Origin of the sequence: Mycobacterium asiaticum, assembly GCF_001673635.1 — a bacterium.
Taxonomy (GTDB): domain Bacteria; phylum Actinomycetota; class Actinomycetes; order Mycobacteriales; family Mycobacteriaceae; genus Mycobacterium; species Mycobacterium asiaticum_C.
Map to the genome: position 1 here is coordinate 96,725 of NZ_LZMH01000044.1, position 16,951 is coordinate 113,675.

Sequence of the window (16,951 nt, forward strand, 5' to 3'; positions counted from 1 at the left end):
CCGTCCTCAGGGCTTAGGGGTCGAAGGGTCGACGGCGTCGGCCTGATTCGTACTGGATTGTTGCGCCTCGCCGTTGCTTTGCACGACGTGATCCTCAAGGTGGACATCGTCTTTCAAGTCGACACTGGATTCGTGCGGGGTCTTGTTGGGTGTCGTCCGCGGGGTGATCTTGCCGGCCTTCTTCGGCGCAGCCTTCTTCGCAGCCGCCTTCTTCGCGGCGGCTTTCTTGGCCGGGGCCTTCTTTGCGGCGGCCTTCTTGGCCGGGGCTTTCTTTGCGGCGGCCTTCTTGGCCGACGCCTTCTTTGCGGCCGCCTTCTTGGCCGGGGCCTTCTTCGCGGGCTTGTTGTACAGGGCGACTTCGGGCAATTCGTCAACCGGCCAATCCGCCAACGTGTCCAGGTAGAGCTGGCGGATCTCGGCGATCCGGTCCGGCAAAGTGTCCAGAGTCCAGTCCTCCACCGGGATCGGCGGGAACACCGCGACGTCGACCGTGCCCGGGTTCAGCGTGGTGGAGTTGCGGGACGCGATGATCTCGGCATTGCGAATCACGATGGGCACGATGGGAATTCCGACCGCCATCGCGATGCGGAAGGGCCCCTTCTTGAACGGCCCGACCTCCGTCGTGTCCAGCCGGGTGCCCTCCGGGGCGATGACGATGGACAGCCCGTTCCTGGCGCGCTCCTCTACCGTGTGCAACGTCTCCACGGCGGAGTTCGGGTCGTCGCGGTCGATGAACACCCCGTCGAGCAACTTGCCCAAAGTGCCCATGATGGGGTCGCGCTCCAGCTCTTTCTTGCCCACCCCGACCCAGTTGTCTTTGACCAACGCGCCGGAGATGACCGGGTCAACCTGGTTGCGGTGATTGAAGATAAAGACTGCGGGACGCTGCGCGGTGAGGTTCTCCCGTCCGATCACGTTGAGGTGCACACCGCAGGTGGCCAATAACAACGACGAGAAATTCGACGTGAAGAAGTTGACGCCGCGCCGTCGGTTGCGGGTGAGCAGTCCCAGTCCCACGGCGCCCGCCGCGACCGGGAACATGGAACTGAAACCCGCCAGGGTGCGGATCTGCCGACGCAGGCCCACGCCCCCGCGGCTCTCAAATTTCAGGATCGGCCACCCCCGCCGTCTGGCGACCGCCGCCATTTTGCCCTCGGGGTTGGTGGGCCGTGGATTTCCGACCAGATACATCAGGGCGACGTCCTCGTCGCCGTCGGCGTAGAAGTAGCTTTCCTTCAGGTCGATGTCGTGCTCGGCCGCAAACTTTTGCACCGCAGCGGCTTTGCCGGGTCCCCATAGGATCGGCTTGACCACGCCGCCGGTGAGCAGCCCGTCCTCGTTGACTTCGAACTTGTTGGTGAGGGTGTTGGTGATGCCAAGAAAGCGCGCCACCGGGTTGACCTGAATGGTCAACGCTGAGGAGCTCAGCACCACGGTGTGTCCGCGAGCGACGTGCGCGCGCACCAATTCGCGCATCTCCGGGTAGATCCGGGATTCGATCCGCTGGTTGAACAGCCGCTCACCGATCTCGTCCAGATCGGTGAGCAACCTTCCGGCCAGCGCCATGGACGCCTTGCCGATGAGGTCCTCGAACTCGATCCGCCCCAGGGTGTGATTCAGCGCGCCGGTGATCATGCTGAGCAGCTCCCCGACGCCCATGTCGCGGCGACGCAGCCGCTCCTGGGTCAGGATCACCGCGGTGAAGCCCGCCACGAGCGTCCCGTCTAGGTCGAAGAACGCACCGACCTTGGGACCCGGTGGGCTGGCCATGATCTCGGCCACCGAACCGGGCAACCGCAGATCCTTGGACGGCTGACGCGCTGCGTCGTCCTTCTCGTCGGCGCTCATGAACCCGACACCGATCGAGCGGCCGCATCAGAAGGCTCGGCCTCGAACGAGGCGGCCACGGCGCGCGGCGGCGGATCACCGGCCAGCGCGAGGATCTCGTTGAACGCCTCGAGTAGGCACTGCGCAAACAGCTCGTCTTTTCGCACCGAAGCCCGGTCGTAGCGCACGGTGATCGTGCACCACCCGCCGCGGGAAATCAGCACGACCATCATGGCCACACCGGGCAGCGGCCCAATACCATACTGCCGCAGCACTTTCGCACCGGCGATGAAGGTGTCCCCCGGGTATACCGGGACATTGCTGGCCTGCACGTCAGAACCGATCACCGAACCGCTGAGACCTTCGAGCACCGCCGTCGGCAGCACGCTGAGCACGGGCGCGATGGAGCCGACGATGTTCATCGCCGGTTCGTCGCGGCGCTGTGTCATCTGTGCCCGGATCTTTTTCATCCGGGCGACCGGGTCGACGGTGCCCACCGGAGCCGCCAGATTGACGCCGGTGAACTGATTTCCGCCGGCCGCGTCACCGTCTGACCGCAGGTTGACCGGGACCGCCATGGGCAGCGTGCTGATCGGCACGCCGAGGGCCTCGTGGTAGCGCCGCAAGGCCCCGCACAGCCCGGCAAGGTAGGCGTCGTTGATGGACCCGCCGCCGGCTTTCGCCGCCTTGTGCAGGTCGGACAGCCGGATGTCGATCGCTTCGGTGCGGGTGGTCAGGCTGCGCCGGCGCAGCAGCGGCGACGGCTCCGCGGCTCGATTCATCACCCGCGCGCCCGACAACGCATAGCCGACGATGCCCGAGACCGTGGAGACCGGGTCCAGTACCGCGCGCCCGGCCACCGTCACCGCACCGGTCAAAGCGCCGAGCGCGCCGCCGACCAATGCGACCGGCAGGTGGTTGAGGCCCTGTCTCATCAGATCGTTGGGAGTCAGATCCTGCGGGATGGGTTGCGGCGGGACCGGCCGGGGACCGGGATCCCGCTCCAGGTCGTAGATCTCGGCAAACATCTCCACCCCACCGACACCATCGGTGACCGCGTGGCTGAGGTGCAGCAGCGTTGCCGCCTTGCCGTCGGGCAACCCCTCCACCAAGGTGGCTGTCCACAGTGGCCGCGAAATGTCCAACGGCGATTGCAGCATCACCTCGGCCAGATCGAAAACCTCGCGCAGGGTGCCGGACCCACTGACATGGAGCCGTCGTACGTGGAAGTCGAGGTTGAAATCGGGATCGACCACCCAGCGCGGCGCCGCCGTCGGCAACGTCGGCACCACGACCTTCTGCCGTAGCCGCAACACCTTTCGGGAGGCGTTCTCGAACCGGCTCCGGAAGCGTTCCCAATCCGGTGTGGTGTCGAGGATTTCCAGCGCCATGATGCCCGAGCGAGTCCGTGGATTGGCCTCGCCCCGGTGCATCAAATAGTCGACCGGTCCGAGCTCGTCGGGCAGCTTGACGGCACCGCCGGATTCTGCCCTGGATTCAGCCATGATCGGGACCCTTCGCGAGCCGGGTTTCTGCGCACCTCAACCCTCTCACCGCCGATCAATCCTCCTGCTATCGGGCCCCGCCACCAGAATGCCAGCCCAACGCTAGTCCGGTTCCGGCGGTGGTCAAAGTGACGATGCACTCAGTACCGTGGGCGGCAGTCGCCGGGTCGCGAGACACGCTGTGGCGCACCGATATTGCTTTGGCGACGCCCGGGCGGGGTACGACGGTTCAGCTGGCCGGGGTCGCCGACAGCGCCAAGGAGTCGAGCAACGAGCTTTCCCGCCGCCCGTACACGACGCCGAGGAAGTCGGCTACGGCGTCAGCGGCCAGCCGGGAGCGGACCGTCGGCGTGATGTCGAACGCGTGATGGGCGTTGGCCAGTTCGGCGTAGGCGACCGTCGACGCACCGGCGCCGCGCAACGCCGCGCAGAATGCCCGGGCCTGGCCGCTGGGGACCAGCTCGTCCTTTTCGCCGTGCAACACGAAGAACGGCGGGGCCTCGCTGTGCACATAGGAGACCGGCGAGGCCTCGATGAACCGTTCTGGCTGGTGGTCGTAGCGTGCCTTCATGACGAACTGTTCGAGGAACGGCAGCATCAACTCGTGCATGTTCTCGAGGTCGGTGAAGTCATACACCCCGTAGTACGGCGCGACCGCCTGGACTGTCGTGTCAGCACGCTCGAAGCCCGGCTGGAACCTCGGGTCGTTGGGGGTCAGGGCGGCCAGCGACGCCAGGTGTCCGCCCGCTGATCCGCCGGTGATCGCGATGAAGTCCGAGTCGCCGCCGTAGTCGCCGATGTTCTCCCGGACCCAGGCGATGGCTCGTTTGACGTCGATGATGTGGGCCGGAAACTTGGCCCGCGGGCTCTTGCTGTAGTTGATAGACACGCAGATCCAACCGAGTTCGACCATCCGGCTCATCAGCGTGTACGCCTGCGGTCGCTTGCCGTTGACGCTCCACGCGCCGCCAGGGACCTGGATCAGGACCGGCGCCCGGTGACCGGGGGCCAGGTCGGGGCGGCGCCAGATGTCGAGCAGATGCTCGGTGCCGCCGGGCCCGTAGGAGATGTTGGAGGTCTTGGCCGCGTAGCGGCGGTGCGGGCCCGGCTTGGGCCGCGGCAGCCGGCTACGGCGAATGACGGACGGGTCGGTGGTCGGGTGGTAGACCTGCTCGCGGAAGCTGGACCCGAAAGAGTCCTCCAGAGCGGCGGTGAGCGCCAGGTCGGCACGCTGCGCCGCCCAGGTGGTGCCGACCCGGTTGATCGAGGGCGGCGCGATCCGGCACAACGCGTGCCCGGTCACGACGTGCGGAGGGAACTCCGTGGCCAGCCAGCCGGCGATCCACCCGGCGGCGAATGGCGATCCACGCAGCAGCAGGGCCCCGGCCCGATAGGTGTCCTTGGCGTCGGCCGCCATCTGAGCACCCTGTCGTAGCGCCTCAGCACCGACCCGCGAGCACCGCGCAGTCACACTGGACAAGCACATAACTAGGTTCCACCCCTCGACGTCAGGCACACGCCTCGTTGCGGTTAACGGCCGATTGCCGGCCGATGTTGTACGTGTGTCGAGGCTCACACAATAACCCGTAAATGGCCCTCTGAAACATCTTTCGGGCGTGTGTTGTTGCGGTCGCGGCCAGGGATTCGGCCGTTGGATAGACTGACCTGCACATTGCCTCCGTAGCTCAGGTGGATAGAGCAAGGGCCTTCTAATCCCTAGGTCGCACGTTCGAGTCGTGCCGGGGGCGCTAATGGGGTGTGTGTTAACCATTGGCGTCCTGTCCGACTCTGCTGCGGTGCGGGCGCTGAGTGAAGCTGATGCCGAACTGGCTCGAAGCGAAGGTGAAACTCAAGACGAACTCGCCGCAGCGATGCAAGCGCGTCGTGCCGGGAAGTGACCGATCAGCGATACGAATTGGTCGTCGCCCCGACCGCGAGACGACAGCTGGCTGAGACCCTTCCGGAGTCCGTGGCCTTCGCGGCCTATGAGTTCATCACCGGACCGTTGCTGGACAACCCACATCGGGTCGGTAAGCGATTGCGGCCGCCGCTCGAAGATCGTCACAGTGCCCGCCGGGGAACGTACCGCGTGATCTATCGGATTGACGACGAGCAACGACGCTGACAGTCGTCGGGGTGTTCAGCCGCGCAGAGCCCGTCCGAGGCCTAATCAGTCGACCGATCTTGTCCTACAGGCGGCCCACCGCGAAGTCCGCGGCTCGGCCGGTCATGCCGTTCACCCCGTAGGAAGCGTGCGCCGCGGGGTCGCTGCCGGCGCCGCAGATCCCGTCTCCCGGTGCGCACAGCTGCACCGTTTTGGGCTGATAGGCGGCACCGATCGTGATCGGCGGTGCGTTCAGGTGACTCAAGAACTGCGGGGATGGTGTGCCGAACAGTGCTACCGCGGCGACATGGTTGGCGACGTCTGGTGCCAGGGGTTGCGGAACGGAGGCGGCGGGCACGCCGTCTGGCACCGCGGCCGAAGTGACGTAGCCGGCGACCGCCGCACCTTGGGAGAATCCGCCCAGTATCTCCCGGGTGTTGGGGCAGGAACCGGCCATCGACTGGATGTGTGAGCTGGCGTCCCGGATGCCGTCGACAACCGTCTTCGGAAAATTGGGATTGCCGAAGTCATCGCTGGCCGGATAGTTGACCGCATACACGTTGAAGGAGCGGCCCCCAACCCGGGAACGCACCGCGTCGACGAAGGACCCTCCGATACCGCCCACCCCGGGAGGTTCGTTGGTCCCTCGGGCGAAAACGACCTCGACGTCGGGACACGGCGCGGCCGCTGCGGACGGAAGCGCTAGAACGGCAGGAACGGTCACCCCCGCCGCCACGCCGGCCGCAGCCACGAACCGGCGAAATGATCGTCGTCTCATCACGAAAAACACTGCCTCATCTCAATGTCGGGTGAGCTAGGTGGCCGGGCTCAGCCGGAATATGGGGATCCGGCTGCCCTCTGCCGCGGTCTTTCACGATAATCGCGGTAGCCGCCGTAGGAACGCTCGGCCAGCCGGAACAGCCGGTGGTACTCGCCGGCGGGCGGCTGAGTCAGTTACCCACGACACCGAGGGTGACGAGCACGCCACCGACCGCGAGCAGCAGGATGGCAACTTCCAGGCGGCGACGTGATCGGATCCAGGAGTTGAGCCTGGCCACTCCCCGCCGCGTCGCTTCGGGTTTCAGGAGGTATCCGAGCAACGGAATCTCCACGAAAGCGAAGGCCATCGCATGGAACGCGAGCAGCGCGGCCACCTGAGCCATAGCCGGGGCGCGGGAGGCCAGGATGACCGCCAATGCAGCCAAGTAATCCACGGACGGGAGGCCCGAGCCCAGACCGGCCGCGGCCGCCACCCACAGCGAACGTCCCTCGAGCAGCTGTCGCAGCCAGACGATCGGCCGCAGCGAACCGATTCTGGCAACGACCGCATTGAGTTGCGGCTGGCGCCTGACCCGGCCCAGCAGGATATTTGTGGCCAGGACCGCGCCCACCAACATGGCCAACCCACCGATGATCAGTTGCGCCCTGGGCAGCGTGAGGTAATTCGTATCGGCGAGCCGTCTGCGGAATACGAACAAGACCACGAGGCCTACCGTCATGCCCATCGCGAAGCCCCCGCAGAGGAACGCCAGCAGTTGCAGCATCGGTCTGGGCCGGTTGAGCAGCAACGCCGTCATACCGATCCGGAACGGTTCGAGGCTCACCGCAATGGCCATCACCAGGATGGTGATCCACATGGTGGCAGGCTTCTCCGTCTTGTGTATCGGCACGGATGTCGCCGCGACCGTACCATCGGCGCGCCGAGACCCAGCGGTGTCTAAGCCCTCGCAGTTCGCTCTCCGGTGCGATGATGACAAGGTGGCTGACGGCGAACCACCTGCAACTGGCTCCGAGATCCCTGGGCAGCCGTTGGCTGCCGGCGCACCGGCGAGCAACGGTCGGGCCCAGTTGAAAGCCGTATTCGCCACCTGGCCGACGCACCTGGCCAACGGGCTGTCTCATCTGGGCGCGGGACTGTCCCTATTGGGCAGATGGTTGGCCCGCCTGGGCAGACGGCTGGCCCGGCTGGCCGAGCTCAGACCATCTCCGGTCCAAAAACTCGCCATCCTGGGCGGACTCGCCGGCCTGAGCATCTTCGGTGCTCTCGCCTTCCCGGGCAATCCAATCGGGCAGGCGTGCGTCATTGCGTTTGTTCCTGGCCTCTGCATCACGCTGGGCATCCTCGGAACTCGTTGGTACGCCGGACAAGAGCTCAGCCAGAGCCTCGCGAAAGCAACGCAGAACGCGCTCTACGCGACCCTGCATTTGAAGAAGTCGGTTCGCTACGTCGACGACCGCCTCGCCGATGCGCAGCATCACCTGGAAAGCGGCAGCAAAGAGGGTGCACTGATCGAGGTGGTGCGAGCCAAGACCGCGACCGAGTTGTCGCTGGGTACGGCAGAGCAGTCGGTACGCCAGTGGGAGTCGGTGGACATCAGCGACGCTCCCCCGCCCCGCATCATTGCGAGCGACGGGCCCGGTGCAATACCGCAAGAACGGACGACGAGAGACGACGAAGCCCCGGGATTGATCACCGGCAGCGTCGCCCGGGTCGAAGACGAATACACCCTGATCATGAACCGCGGTTCAGAACACGGCCTGGCGCCCGACATGGTGTTCGCGGTGATGGCCGACGGCGGAGACGAAATCCTGGACCCGGAGACCGGTGGAGTGATCGGCGAATTGCCGGTCGAGAAACTGCGCGTGAAAGTCGTTGAGGTGCAGCCGAAATTATCGCGGGCCGTGACGTTCCGGACGTACACACCGGCGAAACTGCAATACCCGGCCTTGACCGGGTTGGCCCGCGCGGGTGGGCAGACCGACGACCTCGGACCGTTCGATTCCATTGACGAGTCGATCACCAAGATGCTTGAAACCGAACTGGGCGAACCCATTCCGGTGCGGGAGAAGATCGGCAACGCGAAGTCGGCCGGTGACGACGCGCCGGTCCGCCCGCAGGTGCGGGTCAATATCGGCGACCGGGTACGGCAGATCCCCTAGCTGTTGTCGGCACCCGACCACATCACCGGGTACAGCTGGTGTGTGCCGCGGATGCCCTTGAGCTCTACCTCGCGAGGTGTGTCCAACGCGATTTCACGCGAGTTCTGAATCTCGTCGCGAATCGACTCGCTAATGAGAATCTCACCCCCGTCGGCCTGACCCGCGACTCTTGCGGCCATAGCGACATTGCGTCCGAAAAGATCGTCTCCGCGTCGCACCGAGCTGCCCATGTGCAGGCCGATCCGCACGCGAATGTCGTTGAACCGTTCCGGTTCTGCCTGCAGCGCGCGCTGCACGGCAATGCTGCACAGGACGGCCTTTGTGGGGTCAGGGAAGGCGATCATGAAACCGTCGCCCTGCGTTTTCACCACGTGGCCACCGTGACCGTCAACCTGCTTGGCGATCAGCTTGTTATGGCGTTCCAGCAGTTTCACCCAGCCCCTGTCGCCGAGTTCCTCGTTGAGTTCGGTGGACCCTTCGATGTCGGAGAAGGCGATGACGACGTTGCCGTCCGCTGTAATCCTCGCGAGATCGGGCCGTTCGACTCGGGCCCAGCCGGCGAGGTCCTCGACCGAGTTACGCACGGTGGCGCCAAGCCCCTTGTTTATCAGAGAGTCCGCAGTCCGCCAGACTCTCTTGACCGCGAGCGGAGCCACGCCGGGCCGGCGGCGACGACGGTGTGGACCCTCCGACCGTAAGCGCGCCAGCGCTTTTCGCGCTCCGCTCAGCTGGTGCCGCGAGACGATGAGCACAACACCGGCCGCGATCAGCACGGCGAACTCGGTGAGGGCGATGATCGCCCAAAGAACTGTCGCGCTCACTCGACGATTATGCCGGGACCGCCTCCCGGCTGGGAATGTCGGCCGAGGCCGTCAATTGCAGCGCCGCGTCGACCACGTCATTGTCGCGCAACAGCTTCACATCGGCGTGGTAGCTCATCGACGTCAGCCACGGCTGGTCGGTGCCCTGCCGGGGTAGCTCGTGCACTACGCGCTGGACGTAGCCGGCCGCGAAGTCCATGAAGGGCCGGGTCTGCATGTCCGGGTCGTCGAGGACGGGACGCGCGGTGTCATAGCCGTGCGCATCCATATGGCTGAGCAACCGGCAGAAGTGTTCGCACAGCAGTCCGACCTTGAGCGTCCAGGAGGAGTTGGTGTAGCCGATCGCGTACGCGAAGTTCGGCACGTCGGAGAGCATCATCCCCTTGTAGGCCACCCGCTCGGGCAGGTTGACCGCTGCGCCGTCGACGGTGAGCGAAATCCCACCGAAGGCCTGCATGTTCAAACCCGTTGCGGTGACGATGATGTCGGCATCGAGCTGGCGACCGGATTCGAGCTCGATGCCGGTCTCGGTGAAGGTGGCGATCCGGTCGGTCACCACCGACGCACTGCCATTGCTGATCGCCCGGAACAGGTCGGAGTCGGGCACCGCGCACAGTCGCTGATCCCACGGGTTGTAGGTCGGGCTGAAGTGCTCGTCGACCGGGTAGCCCTCGGGCAGTCGCTTGGCGTTGAGGTGGCGGATGATCTTCCGAGCCAAGGACGGGTGCTTCTGGCAGAACTGATACACCGCACGCTGCTGAGCGATGTTCTTGCGGCGGGCCAGCGCATAACCGAGTCTGTCGCCCAGCAGTGCCTTGGCCGCATTGGCGAAGACGTCCTTTGAGGGCACGGGCATGATGTAGGTCGGTGAGCGCTGCAGCATGGTGACGTGCCCGGCCCGCTCGGCCATCGCCGGCACCAGGGTGACGGCGGTGGCGCCGCTGCCGATGATGACGACCTTCTTGCCCGCGTAGTCCAGGTCCTCGGGCCAGTGCTGTGGGTGCACGATCTGACCGGTGAAACGGTCGCGTCCCTCAAAGTGCGGGGTGTATCCCTCGTCGTAGCGGTAGTAGCCGCCGGCGCAGAACAGCCAGTTGGCGCTGATCTGCACCGACTGCCGGACGTCCGTGCGCTCCACCTCGACAACCCAGCGTGCGTCCGCGCTCGACCAGGCGGCGCCGCGCACCTTGTGGTGGAACCGGATCTTGCCGTCGATGCCGTTCTCGGCGGCGGTCTCGCGCAGATAGGCCAGGATCTTGTCGGACGTCGCGATGGCGTGGTCGTCGCGCCAGGGCTTGAACTCGTAGCCGAAGGTGTGCAGGTCGGAGTCCGAACGGATGCCCGGGTAGCGGAACAGGTCCCAGGTGCCGCCCGTGGCACCGCGCGCTTCCAGGATGGCGTAACTGCGACCCGGGTGCTCCCGCTGCAGGTAGTACGCGGCGCCGATGCCCGAGATACCGGCGCCGATGATGAGGACGTCGACGTGTTCGACGGTGTCTGCGGACGGGTGGGACATGTCGTTGGCTCCTGATCGGCGGGATGCGATTGGGTCAATGGTCGCCGGACCGGACACCACCAACCAAGTACATTTCTTCTCAATTCACCGGCGTAGGTGGTGCATCTTGCACCAGCACATTACTGTGGCTAAATGCCGTGGAAACGTCCGTCCGAGCCGGTCAGGGAGCTGATTCGGCAGTGCGCGCAGATCACGGTCAACCCGCGCGCCGAGTGGCTGGACGAACTCGATGCGGAGGTCCTGGCGGCGAGCCCCCAGATAGCCGCCGATCCCGAGTTGGCCGCGGCGGTCAGCCGAAGCAACCGGGCCAACATGTATTTCTGGGGAGCCGCGAACGTGCGCGACCCCGGGGCGCCGGTGCCGCCGAACACCGGTCCGGAGCCGATGAACATCGCCCGCGAAGTCGCCCGCCGCGGATTGACCGCGTTCACCCTCGACGCCTACCGCGTCGGCGAAGCGGTGGCCTGGCGCCGGCTGATGGAGATCGCCTTCGAGCTGACGTCTGATCCCGCGGAACTCCACGAGCTGCTCGACGTCTGCTCCCGCTCGATCAGCGCATACATCGATGCCACGCTGGCGGGCATCGCCGCCCAGATCGATCAGGAGCTCGACGACCTCACCCGCGGAACTCATGCCGAGCGGCGGGAGACCGTCGCGCTGATCCTCGACGGTGCCCCCATCACGCGCAAACGGGCCGAGGCGCGACTCGGGTACGCATTGACCGGCCCGCACACCGCGGCCGTCATCTGGAGCGACGATCCCGGTGCCGACATGGCCAGGCTGGATGCGGCCGCCGAGGCGCTCGGGCATGCCGCGCGGGTACGACCGCTGACGGTCCTCGCCAGCACCGCCACCCGATGGGTATGGATCCCGAGTGGGTCGATCGATATTGCGCTGCTGCGTGATTCGATCGCAGCAATGCCCGATGTCCGCGTTGCCATCGGCCCGACGGTCCAGGGGATCGACGGATTCCGGCGCAGTCACTTCGATGCGATCACCACCCAGCAGATGATGGCTCGTCTGCACTCGCCGCAACGCATCGCCCAGTTCGCCGACGTCGAGCTGGTCGCCCTGCTCACCGCGGACACCGACCGCGCCGGCGAATTCGTGCGCCACACCCTCGGTGACCTCGAGTCGGCGGGTGGTGAACTCCAGGAATACGTCCGGATCTTCATCGACGAGCAGTGCAATGCCTCACGCGCCGCGGCGCGGCTGTACACCCACCGCAACACGCTGCTGCGCCGGCTGGCGCGGGCGGACGAGCTGCTGCCGCGCCCACTGGCTGAGAGCAGCGTCAACGTGGCGGTCGCGCTGGATGTGCTGCGCTGGCGCGGCAGGTGACGGCGCACCCTGCCGGAACCGGGGGGCGCCGGGTCGGCTCATTTCCCGAATCCGGCACGCCCATAACCGTCAACCCGCTACTGTCTGAATTTCCGGGTGGGGACCCGTCGACTTTTCAGGCTCAATCTTCACAGGTGGGACGATGCGCGTTCGGCTTTTTGCTGCGGTACTGGCTATTTCGGGAGGGACGCTGCTCGCGGCACCCGCGATCAGTGCGGGCGGATCGACGACCGTTCTTGGCAGTTGCAGTCACAGCTACTACGAGAACTCGGACGGGCAGTGCATCGCTTCGCCTTCGGCGGGCGGCGGGTCCGATGGCGCCACAGCCATTTGCGGCGACGGCACGTACTCCCACAGCACGCACCGCTCGGGCACCTGTTCGGGCCACGGCGGCGTCAAGCAGTGGCTGACGAGCTGAGGCCGACCGGAGGCTAGGCGGGGGCTAGCCGGGGGCCCGACGCAGCATCGCTTCGGCGTGCCGCAGCACCGGGGAGTCGACCATCTGGCCTTCGAACGCGAACACTCCACGCTCTGTCTTCGCGGCGTCCAAAACCCGGCGCGCCCAATCCAATTTCTCGTCGCTAGGCCGATAGGCGTTGCGTACCACGGGAACTTGGCTGGGGTGGATGCACACGGTCACGTCGAAGCCCACAGCCACGCCGTCGAGGGCCTCCTCTCGCAAGCCGTCGAGATCCCGGATGTCCAGGTGCACCGCGTCCAGCGCCAGGCGGCCGAATGCGGACGCCGCCAGCAGGGCCGTCGACCGGACGTGGCGTGCGACGTCCCGATAGGTGCCGTCGGGCCGTCTGCTGGAACTGCCGCCCAGAGTGGCCACCAGATCCTCGGCGCCCCACATCATTCCGACAGTGCCCTCGGCGGCCGCGATCTCGGTGGCGAAGATCGTACCGCGCGGTGTCTCCAGCAGCGCGATGACATCGCGCGGCGCCAGCGCGTCCACCTGGGCCGCCGACTCGGTCTTGGGCAGCATCACCGTGGTGTAGGCGGTCTCGGCCAGGGCCTGCAGGTCGAGCGCCTGGTCTTCGGTACCGGCAGCGTTGATCCGCACCACGGTGCGTTGCGGGTCCAGCGGGGTCTCGCGCAACGCGACGCGCGCGGCGGCCCGCTCCGCCGCCGCCACCCCGTCCTCCAGGTCCAGAATCACCACGTCGGCGGCCGCCGCTGCCTTCGCGAACCGCTCGGGACGGTCGGCAGGGCAGAACAACCAAGCGGGGCCCGTCTCGCGCAAACTCATTGCGGCTCTCCATCAATGGGCCGCTTCTGTACCAACGTCGTGCGCACGGCACGCGCGACCACATCGCCATGCTGGTTGCGTCCGGTGTGCTCCAGCGTGACAATGCCCTCGCCCGGACGGCTTTTCGACTCCCGCTTGCCGGTGCACACCGTCTCGGCATAGAGGGTGTCGCCGTGGAAGACCGGTTTGGGAAAGGACACCTCGGAGAATCCGAGGTTGGCCACGATGGTGCCCAGAGTCAACTGCGAGACAGACAATCCCACCAGAGTCGACAAGGTGAACATGGAGTTCACCAGCCGCTCGCCGCCGAAGCCGGGTTGATCGGCGGCCCACGCCGCGTCCAGGTGCAGGGACTGGGTATTCATGGTCAGGGTGGTGAACAGCACGTTGTCGGCCTCGGTGACGGTACGGCCGGGCCGGTGCAGGTAGGTGGTCCCGATCTCGAACTCCTCAAACCACAACCCGCGCTGGACAACGGATTTGGCACCGCTCATGACAGCCCCAGCGATCGTGCGATGAGCATGAGCTGCACCTCGGTGGTGCCCTCCCCGATCTCGAGGATCTTGCTGTCCCGGTAGTGGCGCGCCACTGGATACTCATTCATGAAGCCGTAGCCACCGTGGATCTGCGTGGCGTCCCGGGCGTTGTCCATGGCCGCCTCGGAAGAAATCATCTTGGCGATCGCCGCCTCCTTCTTGAAGGGCTGGCCGGCAAGCATTTTCGCGGCCGCATCGTAGTAGGCCGTGCGGGCGACGTGGGCCCGCGCTTCCATCCGCGCGATCTTGAAGCTGATCGCCTGATACGAACCGATCGGCTGGCCGAACGACTGGCGCTCGTTGGCGTACTTGACGCTCTCGTCGACACAGCCCTGCGCCACCCCGGTGGCCAGCGCGGCGATTGCGATGCGGCCTTCATCCAGGATGGACAGGAAGTTCGCGTAACCCTTTCCCCGCACGCCGAGCAGATTGTCGACCGGCACCCGTGCGTCGTCGAAGGACAGCGGGTGGGTGTCCGAGGCGTTCCAGCCGACCTTGTTGTAGACCGGTTCGACGGTGAAACCCGGTGTTCCGTTGGGCACGATGATCGTCGAGATCTCTTTCTTGCCGTCGGCCAGGCTGCCGGTCACCGCGGTGATGGTGACCAGGGAGGTGATATCGGTGCCCGAGTTGGTGATGAACTGCTTGCTGCCGTTGATGATCCACTCGTCACCGTCGAGACGGGCGGTGGTGCGGGTACCCCCGGCATCGGATCCGGCGCCGGGTTCGGTAAGTCCGAACCCGGCCAGCGCGCGGCCTGCGATCAGGTCCGGGAGCCACTTCTGCTTCTGTTCCTCGCTGCCGAAGCGGTAAATCGGCATCGCACCCAGCCCGACACCGGCTTCCAGGGTGATGGCTACCGACTGGTCGACCTTGCCCAGTTCCTCCAGGGCCAGAGCCAGCGCGAAGTAGTCGCCGCCCATGCCGCCGTATTCCTCGGGGAAGGGCAGGCCGAACAGACCCATATCGGCCATCTTGGCGACCACTTCATAGGGGAAGCTGTGTTCCTCGTCGTGTTTGGCCGAGACAGGTGCGACCACGGTGCGCGCGAAATCGGCCACCGTGTCGCGCAGTTCCTCGTATTCCTTGGGTAAGGTGCCCGCGCTGATCGCTGTCGTCATTGTTCTTTTTCCTTGCTCTGGTCGGCCGGGACGAACCTGGCCAATACCTGTTCAAATTTCACCTGGTCCCCAACGGCCACCAGGATCTCGACCTGACCCGAAACCGGTGCTGCCAGTGCGTGTTCCATCTTCATCGCCTGGACGACCACCACCACGTCGCCCTCGGACACCTCGTCACCGGAACCAACCTGCACGGCGATGACGCTGCCCGGCATCGGGCTGACCACCTCGGCCGGCCGCTCACCCACCCCGCGGTCGATCTTGTGCTCCTCGGCCTCCCGGATGTGCCAGGTGCCCCGCTCATCACCAATCCACAAATGCCGGTCGGCCTCCGCGCACCGGTACTCGCGGCGCACACTGTCCAGCGTAACCACGAGTTGGCCGTGCTCGAGCTGCGCAGTCGCACCGGTAGTTTCACCGTCCCCAACCTGAACGGTGGCCGATCCGGGCACACCCCACACCGACACGGTTTCGCTGCGCAGCGGGGTACGCATCGCGGTGCGGACCGGGGCTGCGGTACCGCCCATACGCCAGCCGTTCGGCGTGGCCCACAGGTCGCCCCGGGCACGCCGGTCGAGTGCCCACTGGACGTAGAGGCCGGCGGCGGCGAACACGTCGTCGGGAACGGCAAGCGGCTCGAAATCGGCCAGCCGCTCGTCGAGCAGTGCGGTGTCGAGGTCGCCCGCCTGCACCCGCGGGTCCGCCAGCAGGAACCGCAGGAACTCGATATTCGTCTGCACCCCCAGCACGGCGGTCTGCGACAGCGCCTTATCGAGCCGGGCCAGCGCCTGGTCGCGGTCCGCGCCGTGGGCGATCACCTTGCTCAGCATCGGGTCGTAATCGCTGCCGACCACCGTGCCCGCCAGCAGTGAGGAGTCCACGCGCACCCCGGCTCCGGACGGCTCGATCACCTGCAGCACTTGACCACCGGTCGGCAGGAATCCGCGAGCGGGGTCCTCGGCGTACACCCGGGCTTCGATCGCGTGGCCGCCCAGTTCGACGTCGTCCTGCGCGAACGTGAGCTTCTCACCCGCGGCCACCCGCAGCTGCCACTCAACAAGGTCGAGCCCCGTAACCGCTTCGGTGACAGGGTGTTCCACCTGCAACCGGGTGTTCATCTCCATGAAGAAGAACTCGTCGGGCCGGTCGGCCGAGACGATGAACTCCACCGTGCCGGCGCCGACGTAGTCGACGCTGCGGGCGGTGTTGCAGGCCGCTTCGCCGATCCGCGCCCGAGTCGCGGCGTCCAGCAGCGGTGAGGGCGCCTCCTCGATGACCTTCTGATGGCGTCGTTGCAGGCTGCATTCGCGCTCGCCGAGGTGCACCACGTTGCCGTGCGTGTCGGCCAGCACCTGAACCTCAATGTGCCTGGGCCGCAGCACGAAACGCTCCAGGAACAGGGTGTCGTCACCGAACGCGGACGCCGCCTCCCGGCGGGCGCTGATCAGGGCTTCGGGTAGGCGCGCCGGCTCCTTGACCAGTCGCATCCCTTTTCCGCCACCTCCCGCCGACGGTTTGACCAGCACCGGATAGCCCACTTCGTCGGCCGCCGCGACCAGTTCGTCATCGGTCAGCCCGGGCCGCGCGATGCCTGGCACCACCGGCACGTCGAAGGCGACGACGGCATTCTTGGCGGTTATCTTGTCGCCCATCACCTCGATCGCGTGCGCCGACGGCCCGAGGAACACCACACCGGCGCGGTCACACGCCGCCGCGAAATCCTTGTTCTCAGAGAGGAATCCGTAACCCGGATGAACGGCCTGCGCTCCGGTGCGCAGCGCGGCATCGATTACTTTGCCGATATCGAGGTAGCTTTCCCGCGCCGGTGCCGGCCCGAGCCGAACGGCGGTATCGGCTGCCCGGACATGCCGGGCGCCGGCGTCGGCATCGCTGTACACCGCGACTGATCGGATACCAAGACGGCGCAACGTGCGTATCACCCGGACGGCGATCTCACCGCGGTTGGCCACTAAGACTGTGTCAAACAT

At 66.2% G+C, this 16,951-nt stretch carries 15 protein-coding genes and 1 tRNA gene; 5 read left to right on the top strand and 11 right to left on the bottom strand.

What is annotated here, in order from left to right:
• Positions 1 to 6: 6 nt before the first annotated feature.
• The 3 genes from A5645_RS13290 to lipQ form a co-directional block, all read right to left on the bottom strand.
• On the bottom strand, positions 7 to 1,848 hold the full coding sequence (locus A5645_RS13290) for an HAD-IB family hydrolase/lysophospholipid acyltransferase family protein (protein WP_065129830.1): 1,842 nt from the start codon (positions 1,846 to 1,848) through the stop codon (positions 7 to 9).
• A complete protein-coding gene (locus tag A5645_RS13295; protein ID WP_065037012.1) occupies positions 1,845 to 3,332 on the bottom strand; it encodes a WS/DGAT/MGAT family O-acyltransferase in 1,488 nt (495 codons plus the stop codon). Before A5645_RS13295 ends, A5645_RS13290 begins: the two co-directional genes overlap by 4 nt.
• Positions 3,333 to 3,561: 229 nt before the next feature.
• Positions 3,562 to 4,818 (bottom strand): esterase LipQ, encoded by a 1,257-nt coding sequence (gene lipQ, locus A5645_RS13300; protein ID WP_065037013.1) that lies wholly within the window; start codon positions 4,816 to 4,818, stop codon positions 3,562 to 3,564.
• A 188-nt stretch (positions 4,819 to 5,006) separates the two neighbouring features.
• Between lipQ and A5645_RS13305 the strand changes: the two genes are divergently transcribed.
• Positions 5,007 to 5,080: transfer RNA gene (locus A5645_RS13305), tRNA-Arg, on the top strand.
• Positions 5,081 to 5,226: 146 nt separating this feature from the next.
• Positions 5,227 to 5,457, top strand: a complete 231-nt coding sequence (locus A5645_RS13310) for a type II toxin-antitoxin system RelE family toxin (protein WP_065037014.1) — start codon at positions 5,227 to 5,229, stop codon at positions 5,455 to 5,457.
• A gap of 64 nt (positions 5,458 to 5,521) precedes the next feature.
• On the opposite strand, the gene A5645_RS13315 is transcribed toward A5645_RS13310, so the two are convergent.
• Complete coding sequence (locus A5645_RS13315) at positions 5,522 to 6,214, bottom strand: cutinase family protein (protein ID WP_065037051.1); 693 nt, start codon at positions 6,212 to 6,214, stop codon at positions 5,522 to 5,524.
• A 172-nt stretch (positions 6,215 to 6,386) separates the two neighbouring features.
• A complete protein-coding gene (locus tag A5645_RS13320; RefSeq protein ID WP_065129831.1) occupies positions 6,387 to 7,073 on the bottom strand; it encodes a GAP family protein in 687 nt (228 codons plus the stop codon).
• A 121-nt stretch (positions 7,074 to 7,194) separates the two neighbouring features.
• On the opposite strand from A5645_RS13320, the gene A5645_RS13325 reads away from it, so the two are divergent.
• Complete coding sequence (locus A5645_RS13325) at positions 7,195 to 8,376, top strand: hypothetical protein (protein ID WP_155767996.1); 1,182 nt, start codon at positions 7,195 to 7,197, stop codon at positions 8,374 to 8,376.
• Here the strand turns inward: A5645_RS13325 and A5645_RS13330 are convergent.
• Together A5645_RS13330 and A5645_RS13335 are read right to left on the bottom strand one after the other, a co-directional pair.
• Positions 8,373 to 9,197 (bottom strand): adenylate/guanylate cyclase domain-containing protein, encoded by an 825-nt coding sequence (locus A5645_RS13330; protein ID WP_065037017.1) that lies wholly within the window; start codon positions 9,195 to 9,197, stop codon positions 8,373 to 8,375. The genes A5645_RS13325 and A5645_RS13330 overlap by 4 nt on opposite strands.
• Positions 9,198 to 9,204: 7 nt before the next feature.
• Positions 9,205 to 10,713: a flavin-containing monooxygenase gene (locus A5645_RS13335; RefSeq protein WP_065037018.1), complete on the bottom strand. Its 1,509-nt coding sequence runs from the start codon at positions 10,711 to 10,713 to the stop codon at positions 9,205 to 9,207.
• Positions 10,714 to 10,845: 132 nt separating this feature from the next.
• Between A5645_RS13335 and A5645_RS13340 the strand changes: the two genes are divergently transcribed.
• Both A5645_RS13340 and A5645_RS28365 read left to right on the top strand, forming a co-directional pair.
• Entirely contained in the window at positions 10,846 to 12,054 is a 1,209-nt protein-coding gene (locus A5645_RS13340; protein WP_065037019.1) for an Rv1453 family transcriptional regulator, read from the top strand.
• Positions 12,055 to 12,196: 142 nt separating this feature from the next.
• Positions 12,197 to 12,472, top strand: a complete 276-nt coding sequence (locus A5645_RS28365; RefSeq protein WP_081288333.1) for a DUF3761 domain-containing protein — start codon at positions 12,197 to 12,199, stop codon at positions 12,470 to 12,472.
• Positions 12,473 to 12,496: 24 nt separating this feature from the next.
• On the opposite strand, the gene A5645_RS13345 is transcribed toward A5645_RS28365, so the two are convergent.
• From A5645_RS13345 to A5645_RS13360, 4 genes are read right to left on the bottom strand one after another with little or no spacing between them, the layout of a single operon-like run.
• The gene (locus A5645_RS13345) at positions 12,497 to 13,306 is read right to left on the bottom strand and encodes an HpcH/HpaI aldolase/citrate lyase family protein (protein WP_065129833.1); all 810 of its coding nucleotides are present in this window, start codon (positions 13,304 to 13,306) and stop codon (positions 12,497 to 12,499) included.
• Positions 13,303 to 13,800: a MaoC family dehydratase gene (locus A5645_RS13350; RefSeq protein WP_065129834.1), complete on the bottom strand. Its 498-nt coding sequence runs from the start codon at positions 13,798 to 13,800 to the stop codon at positions 13,303 to 13,305. The genes A5645_RS13345 and A5645_RS13350 overlap by 4 nt, the downstream gene beginning before the upstream one ends.
• Positions 13,797 to 14,963, bottom strand: coding sequence for an acyl-CoA dehydrogenase family protein (locus tag A5645_RS13355; RefSeq protein WP_065129835.1), 1,167 nt, complete (start codon positions 14,961 to 14,963; stop codon positions 13,797 to 13,799). The genes A5645_RS13350 and A5645_RS13355 overlap by 4 nt, the downstream gene beginning before the upstream one ends.
• Entirely contained in the window at positions 14,960 to 16,951 is a 1,992-nt protein-coding gene (locus A5645_RS13360; protein WP_065129836.1) for an acetyl/propionyl/methylcrotonyl-CoA carboxylase subunit alpha, read from the bottom strand. Before A5645_RS13360 ends, A5645_RS13355 begins: the two co-directional genes overlap by 4 nt.

What these genes read in the sequence shown, in the direction of transcription:
- A5645_RS13360 (WP_065129836.1), bottom strand. Translation starts at nt 16,951, where the DNA reads ATGTTTGACACAGTCTTAGTGGCCAACCGCGGTGAGATCGCCGTCCGG.
- A5645_RS13340 (WP_065037019.1), top strand. Translation starts at nt 10,846, where the DNA reads ATGCCGTGGAAACGTCCGTCCGAGCCGGTCAGGGAGCTGATTCGGCAG.
- lipQ (WP_065037013.1), bottom strand. Translation starts at nt 4,818, where the DNA reads ATGTGCTTGTCCAGTGTGACTGCGCGGTGCTCGCGGGTCGGTGCTGAG.
- A5645_RS13355 (WP_065129835.1), bottom strand. Translation starts at nt 14,963, where the DNA reads ATGACGACAGCGATCAGCGCGGGCACCTTACCCAAGGAATACGAGGAA.
- A5645_RS28365 (WP_081288333.1), top strand. Translation starts at nt 12,197, where the DNA reads ATGCGCGTTCGGCTTTTTGCTGCGGTACTGGCTATTTCGGGAGGGACG.
- A5645_RS13290 (WP_065129830.1), bottom strand. Translation starts at nt 1,848, where the DNA reads ATGAGCGCCGACGAGAAGGACGACGCAGCGCGTCAGCCGTCCAAGGAT.
- A5645_RS13350 (WP_065129834.1), bottom strand. Translation starts at nt 13,800, where the DNA reads ATGAGCGGTGCCAAATCCGTTGTCCAGCGCGGGTTGTGGTTTGAGGAG.
- A5645_RS13335 (WP_065037018.1), bottom strand. Translation starts at nt 10,713, where the DNA reads ATGTCCCACCCGTCCGCAGACACCGTCGAACACGTCGACGTCCTCATC.
- A5645_RS13320 (WP_065129831.1), bottom strand. Translation starts at nt 7,073, where the DNA reads ATGTGGATCACCATCCTGGTGATGGCCATTGCGGTGAGCCTCGAACCG.
- A5645_RS13315 (WP_065037051.1), bottom strand. Translation starts at nt 6,214, where the DNA reads ATGAGACGACGATCATTTCGCCGGTTCGTGGCTGCGGCCGGCGTGGCG.
- A5645_RS13295 (WP_065037012.1), bottom strand. Translation starts at nt 3,332, where the DNA reads ATGGCTGAATCCAGGGCAGAATCCGGCGGTGCCGTCAAGCTGCCCGAC.
- A5645_RS13345 (WP_065129833.1), bottom strand. Translation starts at nt 13,306, where the DNA reads ATGAGTTTGCGCGAGACGGGCCCCGCTTGGTTGTTCTGCCCTGCCGAC.